The organism is Streptomyces sp. NPDC057445 (assembly GCF_042802855.1).
GTDB lineage: Bacteria > Actinomycetota > Actinomycetes > Streptomycetales > Streptomycetaceae > Streptomyces.
In genome coordinates this window covers 100884-119464 of sequence record NZ_JBHVDH010000004.1, presented here as the reverse complement: position 1 = coordinate 119464, position 18581 = coordinate 100884, and the positions used below count along the sequence as shown (strand labels likewise).

The 18581-nt window shown below is 70.4% G+C and carries 18 protein-coding genes; 8 read left to right on the top strand and 10 right to left on the bottom strand.

The genetic code is table 11. The annotated features are described in order from the left end of the window. Nucleotides 1-46: 46 nt before the first annotated feature. Together ACFU5O_RS11800 and ACFU5O_RS11795 are read right to left on the bottom strand one after the other, a co-directional pair. Nucleotides 47-691, bottom strand: coding sequence for a DUF6230 family protein (locus ACFU5O_RS11800; protein ID WP_384239154.1), 645 nt, complete (start codon nucleotides 689-691; stop codon nucleotides 47-49). Nucleotides 692-1294: 603 nt separating this feature from the next. Continuing rightward, on the bottom strand, nucleotides 1295-2266 hold the full coding sequence (locus ACFU5O_RS11795) for a tetratricopeptide repeat protein (RefSeq protein WP_384239152.1): 972 nt from the start codon (nucleotides 2264-2266) through the stop codon (nucleotides 1295-1297). Between the two features lie 239 nt (nucleotides 2267-2505). Here ACFU5O_RS11795 and ACFU5O_RS11790 point away from each other — a divergent pair, with 239 nt between their 5' ends. Then, nucleotides 2506-3135, top strand: a complete 630-nt coding sequence (locus ACFU5O_RS11790; RefSeq protein ID WP_384239150.1) for a TetR/AcrR family transcriptional regulator — start codon at nucleotides 2506-2508, stop codon at nucleotides 3133-3135. 69 nt (nucleotides 3136-3204) lie between these two features. On the opposite strand, the gene ACFU5O_RS11785 is transcribed toward ACFU5O_RS11790, so the two are convergent. From ACFU5O_RS11785 to ACFU5O_RS11760, 6 genes are all read right to left on the bottom strand, one after another. Then, complete coding sequence (locus ACFU5O_RS11785; RefSeq protein WP_384239148.1) at nucleotides 3205-3609, bottom strand: hypothetical protein; 405 nt, start codon at nucleotides 3607-3609, stop codon at nucleotides 3205-3207. A gap of 54 nt (nucleotides 3610-3663) precedes the next feature. Further along, nucleotides 3664-5364 (bottom strand): methylmalonyl-CoA mutase, encoded by a 1701-nt coding sequence (locus tag ACFU5O_RS11780; RefSeq protein ID WP_384239146.1) that lies wholly within the window; start codon nucleotides 5362-5364, stop codon nucleotides 3664-3666. 83 nt (nucleotides 5365-5447) lie between these two features. Then, on the bottom strand, nucleotides 5448-5780 hold the full coding sequence (locus ACFU5O_RS11775; RefSeq protein WP_384239144.1) for a DUF3817 domain-containing protein: 333 nt from the start codon (nucleotides 5778-5780) through the stop codon (nucleotides 5448-5450). 130 nt (nucleotides 5781-5910) lie between these two features. After that, nucleotides 5911-6420, bottom strand: coding sequence for a MarR family winged helix-turn-helix transcriptional regulator (locus tag ACFU5O_RS11770; protein ID WP_384239142.1), 510 nt, complete (start codon nucleotides 6418-6420; stop codon nucleotides 5911-5913). 215 nt (nucleotides 6421-6635) lie between these two features. Continuing rightward, nucleotides 6636-6929, bottom strand: a complete 294-nt coding sequence (locus ACFU5O_RS11765) for an MTH1187 family thiamine-binding protein (RefSeq protein ID WP_384239141.1) — start codon at nucleotides 6927-6929, stop codon at nucleotides 6636-6638. Beyond that, nucleotides 6926-7270, bottom strand: coding sequence for a DUF3817 domain-containing protein (locus ACFU5O_RS11760; RefSeq protein WP_384239140.1), 345 nt, complete (start codon nucleotides 7268-7270; stop codon nucleotides 6926-6928). Before ACFU5O_RS11760 ends, ACFU5O_RS11765 begins: the two co-directional genes overlap by 4 nt. A 190-nt stretch (nucleotides 7271-7460) precedes the next feature. Here ACFU5O_RS11760 and ACFU5O_RS11755 point away from each other — a divergent pair, with 190 nt between their 5' ends. From ACFU5O_RS11755 to ACFU5O_RS11740, 4 genes are all read left to right on the top strand, one after another. After that, nucleotides 7461-8093, top strand: coding sequence for an AIM24 family protein (locus ACFU5O_RS11755; protein ID WP_384239667.1), 633 nt, complete (start codon nucleotides 7461-7463; stop codon nucleotides 8091-8093). Next, on the top strand, nucleotides 8093-8743 hold the full coding sequence (locus ACFU5O_RS11750; RefSeq protein WP_384239138.1) for an AIM24 family protein: 651 nt from the start codon (nucleotides 8093-8095) through the stop codon (nucleotides 8741-8743). The genes ACFU5O_RS11755 and ACFU5O_RS11750 overlap by 1 nt, the downstream gene beginning before the upstream one ends. Next, nucleotides 8740-9522, top strand: coding sequence for an AIM24 family protein (locus ACFU5O_RS11745; protein ID WP_384239136.1), 783 nt, complete (start codon nucleotides 8740-8742; stop codon nucleotides 9520-9522). The genes ACFU5O_RS11750 and ACFU5O_RS11745 overlap by 4 nt, the downstream gene beginning before the upstream one ends. 118 nt (nucleotides 9523-9640) lie before the next feature. Next, entirely contained in the window at nucleotides 9641-10117 is a 477-nt protein-coding gene (locus ACFU5O_RS11740; protein ID WP_384239134.1) for a MarR family winged helix-turn-helix transcriptional regulator, read from the top strand. A 452-nt stretch (nucleotides 10118-10569) separates the two neighbouring features. Here ACFU5O_RS11740 and meaB read toward each other — a convergent pair whose 3' ends face one another. Continuing rightward, nucleotides 10570-11526 carry a methylmalonyl Co-A mutase-associated GTPase MeaB gene (meaB, locus tag ACFU5O_RS11735; RefSeq protein ID WP_384239132.1) on the bottom strand — a complete coding sequence of 319 codons (957 nt, stop codon included), beginning with the start codon at nucleotides 11524-11526 and terminating at the stop codon, nucleotides 10570-10572. Between the two features lie 31 nt (nucleotides 11527-11557). Next, a complete protein-coding gene (locus tag ACFU5O_RS11730; protein ID WP_384239130.1) occupies nucleotides 11558-12760 on the bottom strand; it encodes an acetyl-CoA C-acetyltransferase in 1203 nt (400 codons plus the stop codon). Between the two features lie 147 nt (nucleotides 12761-12907). Between ACFU5O_RS11730 and mce the strand changes: the two genes are divergently transcribed. From mce to ACFU5O_RS11715, 3 genes are all read left to right on the top strand, one after another. Beyond that, nucleotides 12908-13357: a methylmalonyl-CoA epimerase gene (mce, locus tag ACFU5O_RS11725; RefSeq protein WP_384239128.1), complete on the top strand. Its 450-nt coding sequence runs from the start codon at nucleotides 12908-12910 to the stop codon at nucleotides 13355-13357. Between the two features lie 166 nt (nucleotides 13358-13523). Next, nucleotides 13524-17501 (top strand): polarized growth protein Scy, encoded by a 3978-nt coding sequence (scy, locus tag ACFU5O_RS11720; protein ID WP_384239126.1) that lies wholly within the window; start codon nucleotides 13524-13526, stop codon nucleotides 17499-17501. A gap of 114 nt (nucleotides 17502-17615) precedes the next feature. Further along, a complete protein-coding gene (locus ACFU5O_RS11715) occupies nucleotides 17616-18554 on the top strand; it encodes a cellulose-binding protein (protein WP_384239124.1) in 939 nt (312 codons plus the stop codon). Nucleotides 18555-18581: the final 27 nt, after the last annotated feature.

The following is an 18581-nucleotide window of genomic DNA, read 5'->3' as shown; positions in this document are numbered from 1 at the left end:
GCGGGCGGGGCCGCAAAAGGCGCTCCCCACCCGCCCGGACAAGTGCTTAGTAGCACTCCTTGGGGGCACCCGTGTGCAGCTTCATGTTGAGACCGCTCAGCTTGAAGGTGCCGGCAGTGGTCGCCCACGCCGTCTGCTTGACCTTCTTCAGGTGAGCTTCCTTGGCCCGCTGGGCGAAGCCGTTCGGGTTCACCGGCACCTTGCTGCCGGGCTGGACGCTGCCAGGCCTGTTGGACGGGTCACCCGCCGCGACGCCGATGTCGATGTCCTTGAACGTCGCGTCTGCCTCAAGGCTCTCGACATCCAGGTACAGGTCCGTCGCGTCGACCTTGTCGTGACCCGGGCCGCCGGCCCTCAGCTCCAGGCTGACGTTGCCGAAGAACGGTACGTCGGGAGTGACGACCGACTGGCACATGTTGGTGATCGTCGCGTGACTGAACGACGACACCGCGACCGCGTGGGCTTCCTTCTTGCCCTTGAGGTCGGTGCCCGTCGCGAGGCTTCCGTACTGGAAGAAGTCCTCACCGTCGAGCGCGTCCGCCGTCACCTTGAAGCTCTGGCCGGAGACGCTGAACGACGCGGCCAGCGCACCCTGCGCCAGGGCGACGCCTATCGCGGCCGTGGCGGCCACGGACGGCACCATGACGACCGCGAACCGCTTCCATCTGGTCCCACCACGAACCTGGGACATATCTGTTCCTCCTTCTCGGACGTACATCTCCGAGTACGGACCGAGGAGGTCCGTCCTGGGATGGGAGAAGTGCTACGTCCTCGGGAAGGAGAGCGCCGTGCCTCAGGCGCTAGCCGCGTCCGAATCACCGGCGATCACCCCCGAGCGACAACCACTGGCCACGCCTTCGCGCAACCGCAATGGACAGGCCCTGCCGCTCGGCAGGAACCCCCCTGTCCACGGCCGGCGCCTCTGCCGCCGACCCACTCGGTGGGGACCCAGGACCGCGAACGCGGCTGGCTGCCGGGCTGGTGCGGTGATGGACCGAGCGTGGCCGATCGTGGTGCATTACGCGCCGGGGCACAAGGGGGTTCGTTACTCGCTAGTAACGGAGCGATAACCACGCCACGACACCGAGATGTCGACCGGCCACAGAGGGTGCCTCAGGGCCGATCGACACAAGGGGATATTGGCGTGAAAAACGGGACAGAACAACGACGTTGATGTACTCCGAGTAACAGCGGCCGCGTTTACCAAGTTTTGGTAAAGCGCGGCCGCACTTTGTCACTCTGTCGCCAAATCGGCGACCGCTCCGGCCCTACCGGAACAGCGTCGTCAGGGTCGTCAGAACAGCACCCGCGCCAGCGCGGTGCGTGCCGCGGTCACGCGCGGGTCGTCAGGACCGACCACCTCGAAGAGCTCCAGCAGTCGCAGCCGTGCGGCATCGCGGTCCTCGCCCACCGTGCGCTTCACCGTGTCGACCAGCCGGCCGAAGGCGTCCTCGACATGCCCGCCGACGAGATCGAGGTCGGCCGCCGAGATCTGCGCCCGCACATCGTCCGGCTTCTTCGCGGCATCGTTGCGCACGGCATCGGGATCCATGTCCTGCACCCGTGCGAGCAGTTCCGCCTGGGCGAGGCCGAGCTTGGCCTCGGTGTTGCCCGGGTCGTCGGAGAGCACGTTCTTGTACGCCTGCACCGCACCGCCGAGGTCACCCGCGTCCAGCGCCTGGACGGCCGCCTCGAGCAGCGCGTCGTGCGGTCCGGCGGGGGCCGGGGCCGTGGCCTCTGCGGCCACGTCGGCGTCCGGGTCGACCGTGATGCCGGTGAGCCCGAAGCGCTCCTCGCCGACCTGGATCAGCTGGTCGAGCGTCTGGCGGATCTGCGGTTCGGGCGCCAGGCCCTGGAAGAGCGGCAGCGCCTGACCGGCGACGACCGCGAAGACAGCCGGGATGCCCTGGATCCCGAACTGCTGCATCAACATCTGGTTGGCTTCGACATCGATCTTGGCGAGCACGAAGCGGCCGTTGTACTCACCGGCCAGGCGCTCCAGCACCGGGCTCAGCTGCTTGCACGGCTCGCACCACTCGGCCCAGAAGTCGATGACGACCGGGACCTCGACCGAGCGCTGCAGGACATCGCGCTCGAAGCCTGCCTCGTCGACATCGATCACCAGGCTGGAGGGGGACACCGCACCCGCGCCGCCCTGTCGGGCGGCCTCGGCGCGAGCCTGCTCCGCCTTGGCCTTGGCCTCACCGGCCGCCTTCACCGCGGCGAGGTCGACGACGCCGCTCATGGACATGTTCCTAGGCTGCATGAGTACATCCTCCCCCCTCCGCGCGCACGAGTGAAAAGCCCAGCGGAAGTCCTGTGTCCGCCGGTCCCGCGTCCTGCGATTCGTTCTGTGGTGCCGGTCCCCACCGGACACCTGTGGTCGTCGCTCAGCTCTCGCTTTCGCTACGAGTCGTAGCGTAACTGGAATACCACGCGACCGGGAAGACTCACCCGGTGAAGTGCCTCACAAGGATTCACCTACTGGCCGGTATGGTCGCCGTCATGTGTAGCCGCAGCCGTCCGAAAACGACCCGTACCGGCCGCCCCCGCAGCGCCGAGGCGGACGCCGCCATCCTCGACGCGACCAGGGCCGCTCTGGTCGAGCTCGGCTGGTCCAAGCTGACGCTCGGCGATGTCGCGACGCGTGCCGGTGTGGCCAAGACGACCCTCTACCGACGGTGGGCGGGCAAGAACGAACTTGTCGTGGATGCGGTCGCCGTTCTCTTCGACGAGCTGGAGCTCCCCGACCGCGGCTCTCTCGCCGCCGACATAGAGGGCGTCATCCTCCAGTTCGCGGAGTTGCTCCAGCGCCCGGAGGCCAGGAGCGCGCTGATGGCGGTGGTCGCCGAGTCGACGCGCGACGAGCCGCTGCGCGAGCGGATCCGGGTATCGATCGTGGACCGCCAGAAGCGGCTGGTCCTGGAGGGCCGCGCGCGGGCCCAGGAACGTGGCGAACTCCCGGTGGAGACCGACCCGGAGGCGGCTGCCCGCACCGCGGACCTGATCTACGACGTGATCGCGGGTGCGGTCGTGCATCGCGCCCTGGTGAGCGCCGAACCCGTCGACGAGGACTGGGTCCGCCGCTTCACAGCGGTGCTGCTGGGCGGGCTCGGTGCAGCGGCCCAGATGTGAGGCGCCCAGGGCGACCCGCCGGGCACGGTCGGGGCAGGCGCCCACCGTCCACCGCCCACCCACTGAACTTCAGCCTCCCTGGCCCCCCTTGGGCCCCGGCTTGGCCGGCCACGTCACCTTGGTGAGCCGCTCCGCCTCCTCCGCCGGCAGCAGTCCCGCGGCGACCAGCGCGGCGCGGCCCGCCATCCGTCCCGCCGTCTTGAAGCCGAACTCGGAGGAGTCCACCTCGTGGTGGCGTCCGGCCGTGACAACTACGGCCGCTGCGACGCCCCCGAGCCCTTCCTCGATGCCGTTCCTGAGCGCCGGCCCGTACTCCGCGGGCAGCTTTTCGTCCGGCACCACGTTCGTGAACTCGGGCTCACCGCCCGCACCGGGCGGGTAGAAGTCCACGGTGATGTCGGCGAAGGGGCCACAGCCCGCGACGTGGCGGAGGCGGACGCGTACGCCGTGAACGGGAACAGGAAGACCGGCCATTGCGCCACCGTAGGGGCTCAACAGCCGGTCGTTCCAAAGGTTTCCGGGGCCTGATCAGAAGCCAGGCGGCTCCGTGTACGTCCCCCACTCGTCCCGCAGGACATCGCAGATCTCGCCGAGCGTGGCCTCGGCACGGACCGCCTCGAGCATCGGCTCGATCATGTTGGAGCCGTCGCGCGCCGCGGCCAGCATGGCGTCCAGCGAGGCCCGTACGCGCGCGTCGTCGCGCCCGGACTTGCGATCGCCGAGGATGCGGACCTGCTCCCACTCGACCTCGTGGCTGACGCGGAGGATCTCCAGGTCGCCGGTGACCGAGCCGTGGTGGACGTTGACGCCGACCACGCGCTTGTCGCCCTTCTCCAGGGACTGCTGGTAGCGGAAGGCGGACTCCGCGATCTCGCCGGTGAACCAGCCGTCCTCGATGCCGCGCAGGATGCCGGAGGTGATGGGCCCGATGGGGTGCTTGCCGTCCGGGTGGGCGCGCAGTCCGCGCTCCTTGATCTGCTCGAAGATCTTCTCGGCGTCGGCCTCGATCCGGTCGGTGAGCTGCTCCACGTACCAGGCGCCTCCCAGCGGGTCGGCCACGTTGGCGACGCCGGTCTCCTCCATCAGCACCTGCTGGGTGCGGAGGGCGATCTCGGCGGCCTGCTCCGACGGCAGCGCCAGCGTCTCGTCGAGGGCGTTGGTGTGCAGCGAGTTGGTGCCGCCGAGAACGGCCGCGAGGGCTTCGACGGCCGTCCGTACGACGTTGTTGTACGGCTGCTGGGCGGTGAGCGAGACCCCGGCGGTCTGGGTGTGGAAACGCAGCCACTGCGCCTTGTCGGTCTTCGCGCCGTAGACCTCCTTCATCCAGCGGGCCCAGATGCGACGGGCCGCGCGGAACTTGGCGATCTCCTCGAAGAAGTCGAGGTGCGCGTCGAAGAAGAAGGACAGTCCGGGCGCGAAGACGTCCACGTCCAGGCCCCGGCTCAGGCCGAGCTCGACGTAGCCGAAGCCGTCCGCGAGCGTGTACGCCAGCTCCTGCGCGGCCGTCGCACCCGCCTCGCGGATGTGGTAGCCGGAGACGGAGAGCGGCTTGTAGGCGGGGATGGACCTGGCGCAGTGCTCCATCAGATCGCCGATGAGACGCAGATGGGGCTCGGGCTGAAAGAGCCACTCCTTCTGCGCGATGTACTCCTTGAAGATGTCGGTCTGCAGCGTGCCGTTGAGCACGGCCGGGTCGACACCCTGCCGCTCTGCGGCGACGAGGTACATGCAGAAGACCGGCACGGCGGGGCCGCTGATCGTCATCGAGGTCGTGACGTCGCCGAGCGGGATGCCCTTGAAGAGGACCTCCATGTCGGCGGCCGAGTCGATGGCGACACCGCAGTGGCCGACCTCGCCGAGGGAGCGGGGGTCGTCGGAGTCGCGTCCCATCAGGGTCGGCATGTCGAAGGCGACGCTGAGCCCGCCGCCGCCGGCGGCGAGGATCATCTTGTACCGCTCGTTGGTCTGCTCGGCGTTGCCGAAGCCGGCGAACTGGCGGATGGTCCAGGTGCGGCCGCGGTAGCCGGTCGGGTACAGCCCGCGCGTGAACGGATACTCGCCGGGCCAGCCGATCCGCTCGAAGCCGTCGTAGGTGTCCCCGGGCCGGGGCCCGTAGACCGGCTCGACCGGGTCACCGGAGAGCGTAGTGAAGTCGGCGTTCCGCTTCTTTGCGGAGTCGTAGCGGGCCTGCCAGCGATGGCGGCCCTCCTCGATGGCGTCAGCGTCCATACCCTCGAATTTACTAGGACGTCCTAGTAAATGTCGATGGGGGGCCGCCGTACGTGTGTACGTACGGCGGTGTGGTCGCGCGATTACGCCTTGACGACGGCCGGAGCCGCGTCCGCGATGAGCGGCTCGACCTCGCGGACGACCTTGCGCTCGACGAAGAAGGCGGCGGTCGGGATCGTTCCGGAAACCAGCACCCACAGGAGCTTGCCGAACGACCACTTTGCCTTGGAGCCCAGGTCGAAGGCGAAGATCAGATAGATGATGTAGAGGATGCCGTGGGCCTGGGAGACCGCGAAGGTGAGGTCCTCGCCCTTGTCGAACCCGTACTTGAACACCATGCAGGTGCACAGCACGAGCAGCATGACGGCGGTGACATAGGCCATCACCCGGTAGCGGGTCAGCACGCTCTTCTTCATGGCGATGAGCGTAACCGCCCGCTTTGGGCGATCTCCCACGGGGTCGCGAGACGCGGGTCACGTCCGGGACGGGGAGACGCGGTGGCCGACCCGCTTCGGGCGCGACGCGCCCTGCCTTCCCCTCCAGGCGTCACTTCTCGTCGAAGTCGTTCGCGGAGACCCTCAGTGGCCGCAGCAGCGCGAAGATCTCCCCGCACTCCTCCGAGTCGTACGCCCCGAGCCCGAAGTCCATCGCCATCAGATCGCGGGTGGCCGCCTCGACGACCTCGCGGCCCTTCTCGGTGATGGAGGCGAGCGTGCCACGACCGTCGTTGGGGTTGGGCCGCTTCGCGACCAGGCCGGACTTCACCAGCCGGTCCACCGTGTTGGTGACCGACGTGGGGTGCACCATCAGGCGCTCGCCGATCTTGGACATGGGCAGCTCCCCGGCCTTGGAGAAGGTGAGCAGCACCAGCGCCTCGTAGCGCGCGAAGGTCAGTCCGTACGGTTTGACGACGGAGTCGACCTCTGCGAGCAGGATCTGGTGCGCGCGCATGATCGAGGTGATCGCGGCCATCGAGGGCACGGGGCCCCAACGCTGCTGCCAGAGCTCGTCGGCTCGGGCGATGGGGTCGAAGGGGAGGCTGAGCGGCTTCGGCACGGCACGACCTTACCCACTGGTCATATGCTGGTCAGCCCTGTCTCGAAGTTCGGTCCTCCGTCTTGGGCCGGGACATGGCGGAGGCGGTACCGGCCGCGTCTCAGCGGCGGACCGTGCGCCGCAGCCGGTGCCGGGCGGCGCGCTGCGCCACCGGGCCCGGCTCGTCGGGGCGCCCCCGGCCCGGCGGCGGGCCAGGGGCTCTCCCGTGCGGCGGGTCAGGCGGACAGGTGCCGCTCCACCGTCTCGACCTTGCTGGTCAGTCCGTCCGTGACGCCGGGCCTGATGTCGGCCTTGAGAACGAGGGAGACGCGCGGCGCCCGTGCCTCCACGGCGGCGACGGCGCGCTTGACGACGTCCATCACCTCGTCCCATTCGCCCTCGACGGAGGTGAACATGGCGTCCGTACGGTTGGGCAGTCCTGAGTCGCGGACGACGCGGACCGCGTCGGCGACGTACTCCCCGACGTCCTCGCCGACGCCCAGCGGGGTCACGGAGAAGGCGACGATCACGCGTCCACCTTGCCCTCGCGGCGGGCGCGGGAGGCGATGACGGCGTCCTCGGCCGCGCGCTTGAGCTTGCGGTCGGCGAAGAAGCCGCCGAAGGGCAGCACGGAGAGGACGAAGTAGACCGCGGCGGTCCTGAAGTCCCACTTCGTGCGGTTCCAGGCGTCCAGCCAGAAGATCACGTACAGGATGAACAGCACACCGTGGATCGCGCCCATGACCGGGACCGCGTTGAACTCCGTCGTGCGCTTGAGCACCGAGCAGACGAGCAGCAGAAGGAACGAGACGGCCTCCGGCGCGGAGACGAGCCGGAGGCGGTGAAGGGAGGAGGCTGTCCTGATGTCCACGAAAGGCACCTTCGGTGGGATTCGGCGGGTGGCGGGCGACTGTCTTGTGAACGCGCGCACAAGCGATGCCATTGTGTCACCGCTCTTTCCCGGTCTTTACCCGGGTGGCCTCGGGGTGGTCTCGGGGTCAGGTTCATTCCGGGGGGCCTGTCCCGGAACGTACCCCGCCCAGTACCTTCACCTCGTGGCAATGTTCCGACTTCAAGGCAGCAAGGTGCTCGCCGTCGACATGACCGGGGACGCCGTCAAGGCGAAGAACGGGTCCATGGTCGCGTACGACGGCCAGATGGCATTCAAGAAACTGTCCGGCGGCGGTGAGGGTATCCGCGGCATGGTGACCCGCCGTCTCACCGGCGAGCAGATGACCATGATGGAGGTGAAGGGTCAGGGCACCTGCTACTTCGCCGACCGCGCGTCCGAGATCAATCTCGTCTCGCTGCACGGGGACAAGCTGTTCGTCGAATCGAGCAATCTGCTCTGCACGGACGGCGGGCTGCGCACGGGCACCAGCTTCACCGGACTGCGCGGCGGCGCGACGGGCAACGGCCTGTTCACGACGACCGTCGAGGGCACGGGCCAGGCCGCGATCATGTCGGACGGTCCGGCCGTGGTGCTGCGGGTGACGCCCCAGTACCCGCTCTCCGTCGACCCCGGCGCGTACATCGCCCACCAGGGCAACCTGCAACAGAACTTCCAGTCCGGGGTCACCTTCCGCACGCTCATGGGCGAGGGCGGCGGCGAGGCCTTCCAGATCCGGTTCGAGGGCGACGGACTCGTGTACGTACAGCCGAGCGAGCGGAACACCATCGGAGGGGACGTCTGATGCCGTTCCGCGAGGTCAACTCGAAAATGGTCGAGGCGACGGTCGTCCCCGGCCAGAAGATGTACAGCCAGCGTGGCGCGATGCTCGCCTACAAGGGCGAGGTGTCCTTCACCCCGAACATGGCGGGCGGCCAGGGCGGCCTGATGTCCATGATCGGGCGGCGGGTGGCCGACGAGGCCACCCCGCTGATGACGGTCGAGGGCTCCGGGACCGTGATGTTCGGCCACGGCGGCCACCACATCCAGGTCATCAGTCTGACCGGCGACACCCTCTGCGTCGAGGCCGACCGGCTGCTCGCCTTCGACGGCACCCTGCAGCAGGGCACGATGTTCATGGGCTCGCAGGGCGGGGTCATGGGGATGGTGCGCGGCCAGGTCACCGGGCAGGGACTCTTCACCACCACCCTGAAGGGGCACGGTGCGGTCGCGGTCATGGCGCACGGCGGAGTGATCGAGCTGCCCATCACTCCCGGCCGGCCGGTCCATGTCGACCCACAGGCGTACGTCGCGCACCACGGCGACGTACGGAACAAGCTCTCCACCGCGCTGGGCTGGCGCGACATGGTGGGGCGGGGCTCGGGCGAGGCGTTCCAGCTGGAGCTGAGCGGCAATGGTGCGGTGTACGTCCAGGCGTCGGAGGAAAAGCTGTGAGCGCGCCCGTGATTCATGACCCGATGACGCTTCCGAGCGACGACAACGTCAACTCGTACACCTTCTGCGTGGAGCTCAAGGGCTCCCAGTGGTTTCTGCAGAAGGGCAAGATGATCGCCTACTACGGGCAGATCGACTTCAACGGCATCGGCCACGGCCGGCTGGACCGGCTGATGCGTACGAGCTTCCACTCGCCGCTGCACGCGAGCGACTGGGTGGTGGCCGAGGGCAGCGGCAAGATGCTCCTCGCGGACCGGGCCTTCGACGTCAACTCGTACGACCTGGACGAGGGCAATCTGACGATCCGGTCCGGGAATCTGCTCGCCTACCAGCCGTCCCTCGCCCTCAAGCAGTCCATCGTGCCGGGGTTCCTGACGCTGATCGGCACCGGAAAGTTCGTGGCCGCGTCGAACGGCCCCGTGGTCTTCATGGAGCCGCCGATCCGGGTCGACCCGCAGGCACTGGTGGGCTGGGCGGACTGCCCTTCACCCTGCCATCACTACGACCACGGCTACATGAGCGGTGTCATGGGCGGACTGCGCCAGCTCGCCGGTATCGGCGGGGCATCGGGCGAGGAGCACCAGTTCGAGTTCGTGGGCGCGGGGACGGTGCTGCTGCAGTCGACCGAGACGCTCATGCCCGAGCAGGCGACGGGCGCGGTCCCGCACGCGGACGGGGTGCCCGGCGGGGGTCCCGGGGGGCATGCGCCTGGTCAACACGGGTCCGCCCCGCGCCTTCCCGGCCAGCTTGGGGACCTCCAGCGTCGCTTCGGGCTGTGAACGGTAGTCTGCGGAGTGTGACGTCGAACGTCTGCACCCTTGAGCGGGGGCCGGAGTGCAGGGACGTCACACTCCCAGACTTCGTCCGGAATTCAACTTCTTAGGGTAGCATCCATATATGGAGACCGAGACTGCCACGCGCTGGCTGAGCGACGCGGAACAGTGCGCCTGGCGCACCTATCTGGATGTCAACAGGCTGTTGACGTACCAGATGGAAAAGGATCTGCAGCCGTTCGGCCTGACCAACAACGACTACGAGATTCTCGTGAACCTGTCCGAGTCGGCCGACAGGCGCATGCGAATGAGCGATCTGGCCGCGGCCACGCTCCAGTCCAAGAGCCGGCTCTCCCATCAGATCACCCGCATGGAGAACGCGGGCCTGGTCCGCAGGGAGAACTGCGAGTCCGACCGCCGGGGCCTGTTCGCCGTCCTCACCGACGAGGGGATGGAGACCATGCGGAAGGTGGCGCCGCATCACGTCGAGTCCGTGCGCCAGCACTTCATCGATCTGCTGTCGTCGGAGGCGCTGGCCGGACTGAGCGAGTCGCTGAAGCCGGTCGCCGACCATCTGCGCGGCCGCCGCGGCAAGGTCTGACGAGGCCGTTGGCCCGGGCCCGCACAGGCGCGGGCCCCGGCGGCCCGCCGCTGCCCGCGGCCACGCCCGCGGAGCAGACCTGCGGCCGCCGCGCCCGGTGTGTTCGGCATGTCCGGCGGCCCCGGACGGTCCACACCCACCTGCCGTTCCCGATGGCAGATCGGGCAAGACACGTCCCGCACATGCCACGCTCAGCCCGGACGCCACACACCCCCTGCGCACCACACACACGACTCGCCCCGCGCCGACGAGGCCCTGGAATGATGCCGGGCCGGGCCGCCGACCGCCCCACGGAGGCGGGCGCGAGGGGTACAGGGGCACGAAGGAGCAGGGGCGCGGAGGGGCAGAGGCGCGGAGGGGCAGAGGCGCGGAGGGCGCGCCCAGTCAACGCCCCCCGCCGCACCACGCCGGCCCGGCCGCACGCGCCAGCGCCGCCTGGCCCGGCCCCGGAGCTACTCCCCCGTCAGTCCCGCCACCAGTTCGTCCGCCGCCGCGTACGGGTCGAGCTCGCCGGCCACGATGCGGGAGGCGAGGGAGTCAAGGCGGCGGTCGCCGTGCAGGTCGCCGATGCGTTCCCGCAGGCGGGTGACCGCGATCGTCTCGACCTCGTGGGCCGCGCGGCGGGTGCGGCGCTCGGTGAGGACGCCGCGCTCCTCCATCCACGCCCGGTGCTTCTCGAGAGCCTCGACCACCTCGTCGATGCCCTGGGACCGTGCGGCGACCGTCTTCACGATCGGGGGCCGCCAGTCGCCCGGGGAGCGGGACTCGCCCAGCCCGAGCATGTGATTGAGCTCGCGCGCGGTCGCGTCGGCACCGTCGCGGTCCGCCTTGTTGACGACGTACACATCGCCGATCTCCAGGATGCCCGCCTTCGCGGCCTGGATCCCGTCGCCCATACCGGGCGCGAGCAGCACCACCGACGTGTCCGCCTGGGAGGCGATCTCGACCTCAGACTGCCCGACGCCCACGGTCTCGACGAGGACCACGTCGCAGCCCGCCGCGTCCAGCACCCGGATCGCCTGGGGCGCGGCCCAGGCGAGGCCGCCCAGATGGCCGCGGGTGGCCATCGAGCGGATGTAGACGCCGGGGTCGGAGGCGTGCTCCGACATCCGGACGCGGTCGCCGAGCAGCGCCCCGCCGGAGAACGGCGAGGACGGGTCGACGGCGAGCACGCCGACCCGCTTCCCCGCCCGCCGGTACGCCGTCACCAGCGCGGAGGTGGACGTCGACTTGCCGACACCCGGCGAACCGGTCAGCCCCACCACATAGGCGCCGCCGGTCAGCGGAGCGAGCTCCGCCATGACCTCGCGCAGCTGCGGAGCCGCCCCCTCGACGAGTGAGATCAGCCGGGCCACGGCCCGCGGCCGGCCCTCCCGCGCCTGGGCGACCAGCTGGGGGACGTCCACCATCACGCTGCTCCGTTCTCCGCGCTCCGAAGGGCTACTTGACCGGGACGCGAACGATCAGCGCGTCGCCCTGACCGCCGCCGCCGCACAGCGCCGCCGCGCCGACCCCGCCCCCGCGCCGCTTCAGCTCCAGCGCCAGGTGCAGGACGATCCGCGCACCGGACATGCCGATCGGGTGCCCCAGGGCAATCGCGCCACCGTTGACGTTCACCTTTTCCGGGGATACCCCGAGGTCCTTCATTGACTGCACGGCGACCGCGGCGAACGCCTCGTTGATCTCGATGAGGTCGAGGTCGGAGACCTCGAGGCCCTCCTTCTTCAGGGCGTGGGCGATCGCGTTGGACGGCTGGGACTGCAGCGAGTTGTCCGGTCCCGCCACATTGCCGTGGGCGCCGATCTCGGCGATCCAGTCCAGGCCGAGCTCCTCCGCCTTCGCCTTGCTCATGACGACGACGGCGGCGGCACCGTCCGAGATCTGCGAGGAGGTGCCGGCGGTGATCGTCCCGTCCTTGGCGAACGCCGGGCGCAGCTTGCCCAGCGACTCCCCCGTCGTCTCGGCGCGGATGCCCTCGTCCTTGCTGAAGACGACCGGCTCGCCCTTGCGCTGCGGGATCTCCACGGGCGTGATCTCGGCCTCGAAGAGGCCGTTCTTCTGCGCGGCGGCGGCCCGCTGGTGGGAAAGGGCCGCGATCTCGTCCTGCTCGGGCCGGGCGATGCCGAGCCGCGTGTTGTGCTTCTCCGTCGACTCGCCCATGGCGATGTTCTCGAAGGCGTCGGTGAGACCGTCGTGCGCCATCGCGTCGAGCATCTCGATCGCGCCGTACTTGAAGCCCTCGCGGGACTTCGGGAGGAGGTGCGGCGCGTTCGTCATGGACTCCTGGCCGCCGGCGACGATCACGTCGAACTCGCCCGCACGGATCAGCTGGTCGGCGAGCGCGATCGCGTCGAGTCCGGAGAGACAGACCTTGTTGACGGTCAGCGCGGGCACGTTCATGGGGATGCCGGCCTTGACGGCGGCCTGGCGGGCCGGGATCTGGCCCGCCCCGGCCTGGAGCACCTGGCCCATGATCACGTACTGGACCTGGTCGCCGCCGATCCCGGCGCGGTCGAGCGCGGCCTTGATCGCGAAGCCGCCGAGATCGGCACCGGAGAAGGACTTCAGCGAGCCGAGCAGCCGGCCCATGGGAGTACGGGCACCAGCGACGATCACGGAGGTGGTGGTGTTCGTTCCAGACATGAGAGGGGATCCCCTTCCAGCACGGCGGCTGAGGAGTGAACGAGGGTTTACTTGAACTGTACTGAGCGGTATGCGTTCGGGTCACCGGGCAGCCGGTGTGACGGCGCGCACGTTGCGTAACCATCACACGGGCGCTCCACTGGAGCCATGCTGACGCGAATCGACCACATCGGGATCGCCTGTTTCGACCTCGACAAGACCGTCGAGTTCTACCGGGCCACGTACGGCTTCGAGGTCTTCCACAGCGAGGTCAACGAGGAGCAGGGCGTACGCGAGGCCATGCTCAGGATCAACGGGACCTCCGACGGCGGCGCCTCCTACCTCCAGTTGCTTGAGCCCACCCGTGAGGACTCCGCGGTCGGGAAGTGGCTGGCCAAGAACGGTGAGGGTGTGCACCACATCGCCTTCGGCACCGCCGACGTGGACGGTGACGCGCAGTCGATCCGGGACAAGGGTGTACGGGTCCTCTACGACGAGCCGCGCATCGGTTCGATGGGCTCCCGGATCACGTTCCTGCACCCCAAGGACTGCCACGGCGTGCTGACGGAACTCGTCACGTCCGCGGACCCGGCCGACCCGTCCTCTACGGAGCACTGACCTCCGGATTCCTGGCCCGGTAGAGTGGGCGGCTCCGGGCCGGGGCCGGAACGGGGCCGCGCCACGTCCCCGTCTGTGATCTGACACCATTCCCCGGGGGGCCGTTCGCCGGCGAACGGTACTCGTCTGTACAGAGTTGCGACCAGGGGACGGATGGGACGGCGCAGTGCGGGGCTACGAACGCCAGGAGAGCCACCGAGCTGACGACGACCATCTCTCGCGGTTCGAAGCCGAGATGGACCGGCTGAAGACCGAGCGGGAGAAGGCCGTCCAGCACGCCGAGGACCTCGGGTACCAGGTCGAGGTGTTGCGTGCCAAGCTCCACGAGGCGCGCCGCACGCTGGCGACCCGTCCCGCGTACGACAACGCGGACATCGGCTATCAGGCCGAGCAGCTGCTCCGTAATGCCCAGATCCAGGCCGACCAGCTCCGCTCCGACGCCGAGCGCGAGCTGCGCGAGGCCCGGGCCCAGACGCAGCGCATCCTCCAGGAGCACGCCGAGCACCAGGCGCGGCTCCAGGCCGAGCTGCATGCCGAGGCCAATCAGCGCCGCCAGCGCCTCGACCAGGAGCTGGCCGAGCGCCGCCAGACCGTCGAGGCGCATGTCAACGAGAACGTGGCGTGGGCCGAGCAGCTGCGGGCCCGTACCGAGTCGCAGGCCCGCCGGCTTCTCGACGAGTCCCGCGCCGAGGCCGAGCAGTCCCTGGGCGCCGCCCGTGCCGAGGCCACCCGGGTCGCCGAGGAGGCACGTCATCGGCTCGGCGCTGAGGCCGAGGCGGCCCGCGCCGAGGCGGAAGCGATCCTGCTGCGGGCCCGCAAGGACGCAGAGCGGCTGCTGAACGCCGCTTCCTCGCAGGCGCAGGAGGCCACCAGCCACGCCGAGCAGCTGCGTTCCTCGACCACCGCCGAGTCCGACCAGGCCCGCCAGCAGGCCGCCGAGCTCAGCAGGGCCGCCGAGCGGCGGATGCAGGAGGCGGAGGAGAAGCTGCGCGAGGCGCGCGCGGAGGCCGAGAAGGTCGTCACCGAGGCCAAGGAGACGGCGGCCAAGGCGCTCACGAGCGCCGAGTCGGCGAACGAGCAGCGGGCCCGCACCGCCAAGTCGGAGATCGCCCGGCTGGTCGCCGAGGCCACCAAGGAGTCCGAGAGCCTCAAGAGCGAGGCGGAGCAGGCGCTCGCGGATGCCCGCGCCGAGGCCGAGAAGGTCCTCGCGGAGGCCGCCGACAAGGCCCGTACGGTCGCCGCGGAGGACTCCGCCGCACAGCTCGCGAAGGCCGCCCGTACCGCCGAGGAGGTCCTGAACAAGGCCTCCGAGGAGGCCAAGGCGACCACCCGGAAGGCCACGGAGGAGGCCGAGCGGATCCGCCGCGAGGCGGAGTCGGAGGCGGACCGGCTGCGGGCAGAGGCCCATGACACGGCCGAGGAGCTCAAGGGCGCCGCGAAGGACGACACCAAGGAGTACCGCGCCAAGACGGTCGAGCTGCAGGAGGAGGCCCGTCGGCTGCGCGGTGAGGCCGAGCAGCTGCGCGCCGATGCGGTCGCCGAGGGCGAGCGCATCCGCAGCGAGGCGCGCCGCGAGGCCGTCCAGCAGATCGAGGAGGCGGCCAGGTCCGCCGAGGAACTGCTGACGAAGGCGAAGGCGGACGCGGACGAGGCGCGTTCCGCGGCGACCTCGGACAGCGAGCGGGTCCGTACGGAGGCCATCGAGCGGGCCACGACCCTGCGCCGGCAGGCCGAGGAGACGCTGGAGCGCACCCGCGCGGAGGCGGACCGGCTGCGTACCGAGGCCGAGGAGCAGGCGAACGAGGCCAGGGCCGCCGCGGAGCAGGCCGCCGACACGCTGCGCGAGGACACCGAGCGCGCGATCGCCGCACGGCAGGCCGAGGCCGCCGACGACCTCACCCGGCTGCACACCGAGGCGGAGTCGCGTCGCGAGGCCGCGGAGGCGGCGCTGTCCGACGCCCGCGGCGAGGGCGAGCGGATCCGCCGGGAGGCGGCAGAGGAGACCGAGCGGCTGCGCGCCGAGGCCGCGGAGCGGATCCGTACGCTCCAGGCTCAGGCCGAGCAGGAGGCAGAGCGGCTGCGGACAGAGGCCGCGTCCGACGCCTCAGCGTCGCGCGCCGAGGGCGAGGCCGTGGCCGTACGGCTGCGGACCGAGGCCGCCACGGAGGCGGAGCGGCTCAAGACGGAGGCGCAGGAGACCGCGGACCGGGTCCGCGGCGAGGCCGCCGCCGCCGCCGAGCGGGTGGCGCAGGAGGCCACCGAGGCGCTGGCCGCCGCGCAGGAGGAGGCGAGCCGGCGCCGCCGGGAGGCCGAGGAGATCCTCTCCGCGGCCCGTACGGAGGCGGACGGGGAGCGCGAGCTGGCCCGCGAGCAGAGCGAGGAGCTGCTGGCCTCCGCCCGCAAGCGGGTAGAGGAGGCTCAGGCCGAGGCCCAGCGGCTGGTCGAGGAGGCGGACCGGCGCGCCACGGAGATGGTGTCGGCCGCCGAGCAGACCGCCCAGCAGGTACGGGACTCCGTGTCCGGTCTGCACGAACAGGCCGAGCAGGAGATCACCGGGCTGCGCAGCGCGGCCGAGCACGCCGCGGAGCGTACGAGGACCGAGGCGCAGGAGGAGGCGGACCGGGTACGCGCCGACGCGTACGCGGAGCGGGAGCGGGCCACCGAGGACGCCAACCGGATCCGCGCCCGTGCCGGCGAGGAGACGGACGCCGCCAAGGCCCTCGCCGAGCGGACCATGGCCGACGCGATCACCGAGAGTGAACGACTGCGCTCGGAGGCCGCCGAGTACGCGCAGCGGATGCGTACGGAGGCGTCGGACGCGGTCGCGTCCGCGGACCAGGACGCGGCGCGGGCCCGCGCAGAGGCCCGGGAGGACGCGAACCGGATCCGTTCCGAGGCCGCCGCGCAGGCCGACCGGCTGGTGGGCGAGGCGACGAGCGAGGCCGACCGGCTCACGACCGAGGCGGCGGAGCTGCTGTCGGTCACCGAGGAGGACGCCGTACGGCTGCGCGCCGAGGCCGAACAGGTCAAGGCCGAAGGCGAGGCCCAGGCCGAGGACCTGCGCGCGGCTGCCCGCGCGGACGGCGAGAACGTGCTGGACGAGGCCAGGAAGGCCGCCGACAAGCGCCGGGCCGACGCCGCGGAGCAGGCCGACAAGCTGATCGCCGATGTGTCGGCGGAAGCCGAGCGGCTGCGCGCCGAGGCGGCAGAGACCGTCGGCTCCGCGCAGCAGACCGCCGAGCGCATCAGGGCCGAGGCCGAGCGGCTGCGCGCGGACACCGAGCGCGCGGCCGAGCAGATGCGCGCGAAGGCCCGCGAGGACGCGGACCGCACACTGGACGCTGCCCGTCAGGATGCGGCGAAGCGGCGTGCGGACGCGGCCGAGCAGGCCGATCAGCTCATCGCCAAGGCCCAGGAGGAGGCGCTGCGCGCCACCACAGAGGCCGAGGAACAGGCCGACACGATGGTGGGCGCGGCCCGCAAGGAGGCCGAGCGGCTGGTCGCCGAGTCGACCGTCGAGGGCAACACCCTGGTGGAGAAGTCCCGTACGGACGCGGACGAACTGCTGGTGGGCGCGCGCAGCGATGCGACCGCCATCAGGGAGCGCGCGGACGAGCTGCGCAGCCGTGTCGAGAGCGAGATCGAGGAACTGCACGAGCGGGCGCGCCGGGAGTCCGCCGAGCAGATGAAGGCTGCGGGCGAGCGGTGCGATCAGCTCGTCAAGGCCGCCACCGAGCAGCAGGCCGAGGCGGCCGCGAAGGCCAAGGAGCTGATGTCGGAGGCCAACTCGGAGGCCGGCAAGGTGCGGATCGCCGCGGTGCGGAAGGCCGAGGCGCTCCTGAAGGAGGCAGAGCAGAAGAAGGCCGAGCTCGTCCGTGAGGCCGAGCAGGTCAAGGCGGAGGCGGACCGTGAGGCCGACCGCATGATCGCGGACGGCAAGCGGGAGCTCGATGTGCTCGTCCGCAGGCGCGAGGACATTCAGGCCGAGATCTCCAGGGTCCAGGACGTGCTCGAGGCGCTGGAGTCGTTCGAGGCGCCGGGCGGTGGCAAGACTGCGTCCAACGGCGGTTCCGCCGCGGGCGGGGTCAAGGCGGGGGCATCGGCAGGGGTTACACGTTCGAGTGGCAAGTCGTCGGAGAGCTAGCCACCCGAAAGGCTGGACATTCTCCATATCAAACGGGCATCTGCTCGATGACACGCCGCTTCGGCGCCTAGGATTCCCCCTAACACCTCACCGGTCTCATTCGACAGGAACCCCATGAGCGACACTTCCTCCCCCTTCGGCTTCGAGCTCGTGCGGCGTGGGTACGACCGCGGTCAGGTGGATGACCGCATTACCAAACTCGTCGCCGATCGTGACAGTGCTCTCGCACGGATCAACTCTCTGGAAAAGCGCATCGAGGAGCTCCACCTAGAGACGCAGAATGCCCAGGCCCAGGTCAACGACGCAGAGCCGTCGTACGCGGGACTCGGTGCGCGTGTCGAGAAGATCCTCCGCCTCGCCGAGGAGGAGGCGAAGGACCTTCGCGAGGAGGCCCGTCGGGCCGCCGAGCAGCACCGCGAGCTCGCGGAGTCGGCCGCCCAGCAGGTCCGCAACGACGCGGAGGCGTTCGCGGCCGAGCGCAAGTCGAAGGCCGAGGACGAGGGCGTCCGGATCGTCGAGAAGGCCCAGAGCGAGGCGAACACGCTGCGCGCGGAGGCCCAGAAGGACGCGCAGTCCAAGCGCGAGGAGGCGGACGCCCTCTTCGAGGAGACCCGCGCGAAGGCCGCCCAGGCCGCCGCGGACTTCGAGACGAACCTGGCGAAGCGCCGCGAGCAGTCGGAGCGTGACCTGGCGTCGCGTCAGGCGAAGGCGGAGAAGCGCCTCGCGGAGATCGAGCACCGGGCGGAGCAGCTGCGCCTGGAGGCCGAGAAGCTGCGTACGGACGCGGAGCGCCGTGCCCGTCAGACGGTCGAGACGGCGCAGCGCCAGGCCGAGGACATCGTCGCGGACGCGAACGCAAAGGCGGACCGGATCCGCAGCGAATCCGAGCGGGAGCTGGCGGCGCTGACGAATCGTCGCGACTCCATCAACGCCCAGCTGACCAACGTCCGCGAGATGCTGGCCACGCTGACGGGTGCGGCGGTCGCGGCGGCGGGCACGCCGGCCGAGGACGAGCCGATCTCCCGCGGTGTCCCGGCCCAGCAGACTCGCTGACGCGACTGCAGACAAGCCTCCAGGGGC

What these genes read in the sequence shown, in the direction of transcription:
- ACFU5O_RS11800 (WP_384239154.1), bottom strand. Translation starts at nt 691, where the DNA reads ATGTCCCAGGTTCGTGGTGGGACCAGATGGAAGCGGTTCGCGGTCGTC.
- ACFU5O_RS11795 (WP_384239152.1), bottom strand. Translation starts at nt 2,266, where the DNA reads ATGCAGCCTAGGAACATGTCCATGAGCGGCGTCGTCGACCTCGCCGCG.
- ACFU5O_RS11790 (WP_384239150.1), top strand. Translation starts at nt 2,506, where the DNA reads ATGTGTAGCCGCAGCCGTCCGAAAACGACCCGTACCGGCCGCCCCCGC.
- ACFU5O_RS11785 (WP_384239148.1), bottom strand. Translation starts at nt 3,609, where the DNA reads ATGGCCGGTCTTCCTGTTCCCGTTCACGGCGTACGCGTCCGCCTCCGC.
- ACFU5O_RS11780 (WP_384239146.1), bottom strand. Translation starts at nt 5,364, where the DNA reads ATGGACGCTGACGCCATCGAGGAGGGCCGCCATCGCTGGCAGGCCCGC.
- ACFU5O_RS11775 (WP_384239144.1), bottom strand. Translation starts at nt 5,780, where the DNA reads ATGAAGAAGAGCGTGCTGACCCGCTACCGGGTGATGGCCTATGTCACC.
- ACFU5O_RS11755 (WP_384239667.1), top strand. Translation starts at nt 7,461, where the DNA reads ATGTTCCGACTTCAAGGCAGCAAGGTGCTCGCCGTCGACATGACCGGG.
- ACFU5O_RS11750 (WP_384239138.1), top strand. Translation starts at nt 8,093, where the DNA reads ATGCCGTTCCGCGAGGTCAACTCGAAAATGGTCGAGGCGACGGTCGTC.
- ACFU5O_RS11740 (WP_384239134.1), top strand. Translation starts at nt 9,641, where the DNA reads ATGGAGACCGAGACTGCCACGCGCTGGCTGAGCGACGCGGAACAGTGC.
- meaB (WP_384239132.1), bottom strand. Translation starts at nt 11,526, where the DNA reads ATGGTGGACGTCCCCCAGCTGGTCGCCCAGGCGCGGGAGGGCCGGCCG.
- ACFU5O_RS11730 (WP_384239130.1), bottom strand. Translation starts at nt 12,760, where the DNA reads ATGTCTGGAACGAACACCACCACCTCCGTGATCGTCGCTGGTGCCCGT.
- mce (WP_384239128.1), top strand. Translation starts at nt 12,908, where the DNA reads ATGCTGACGCGAATCGACCACATCGGGATCGCCTGTTTCGACCTCGAC.
- ACFU5O_RS11715 (WP_384239124.1), top strand. Translation starts at nt 17,616, where the DNA reads ATGAGCGACACTTCCTCCCCCTTCGGCTTCGAGCTCGTGCGGCGTGGG.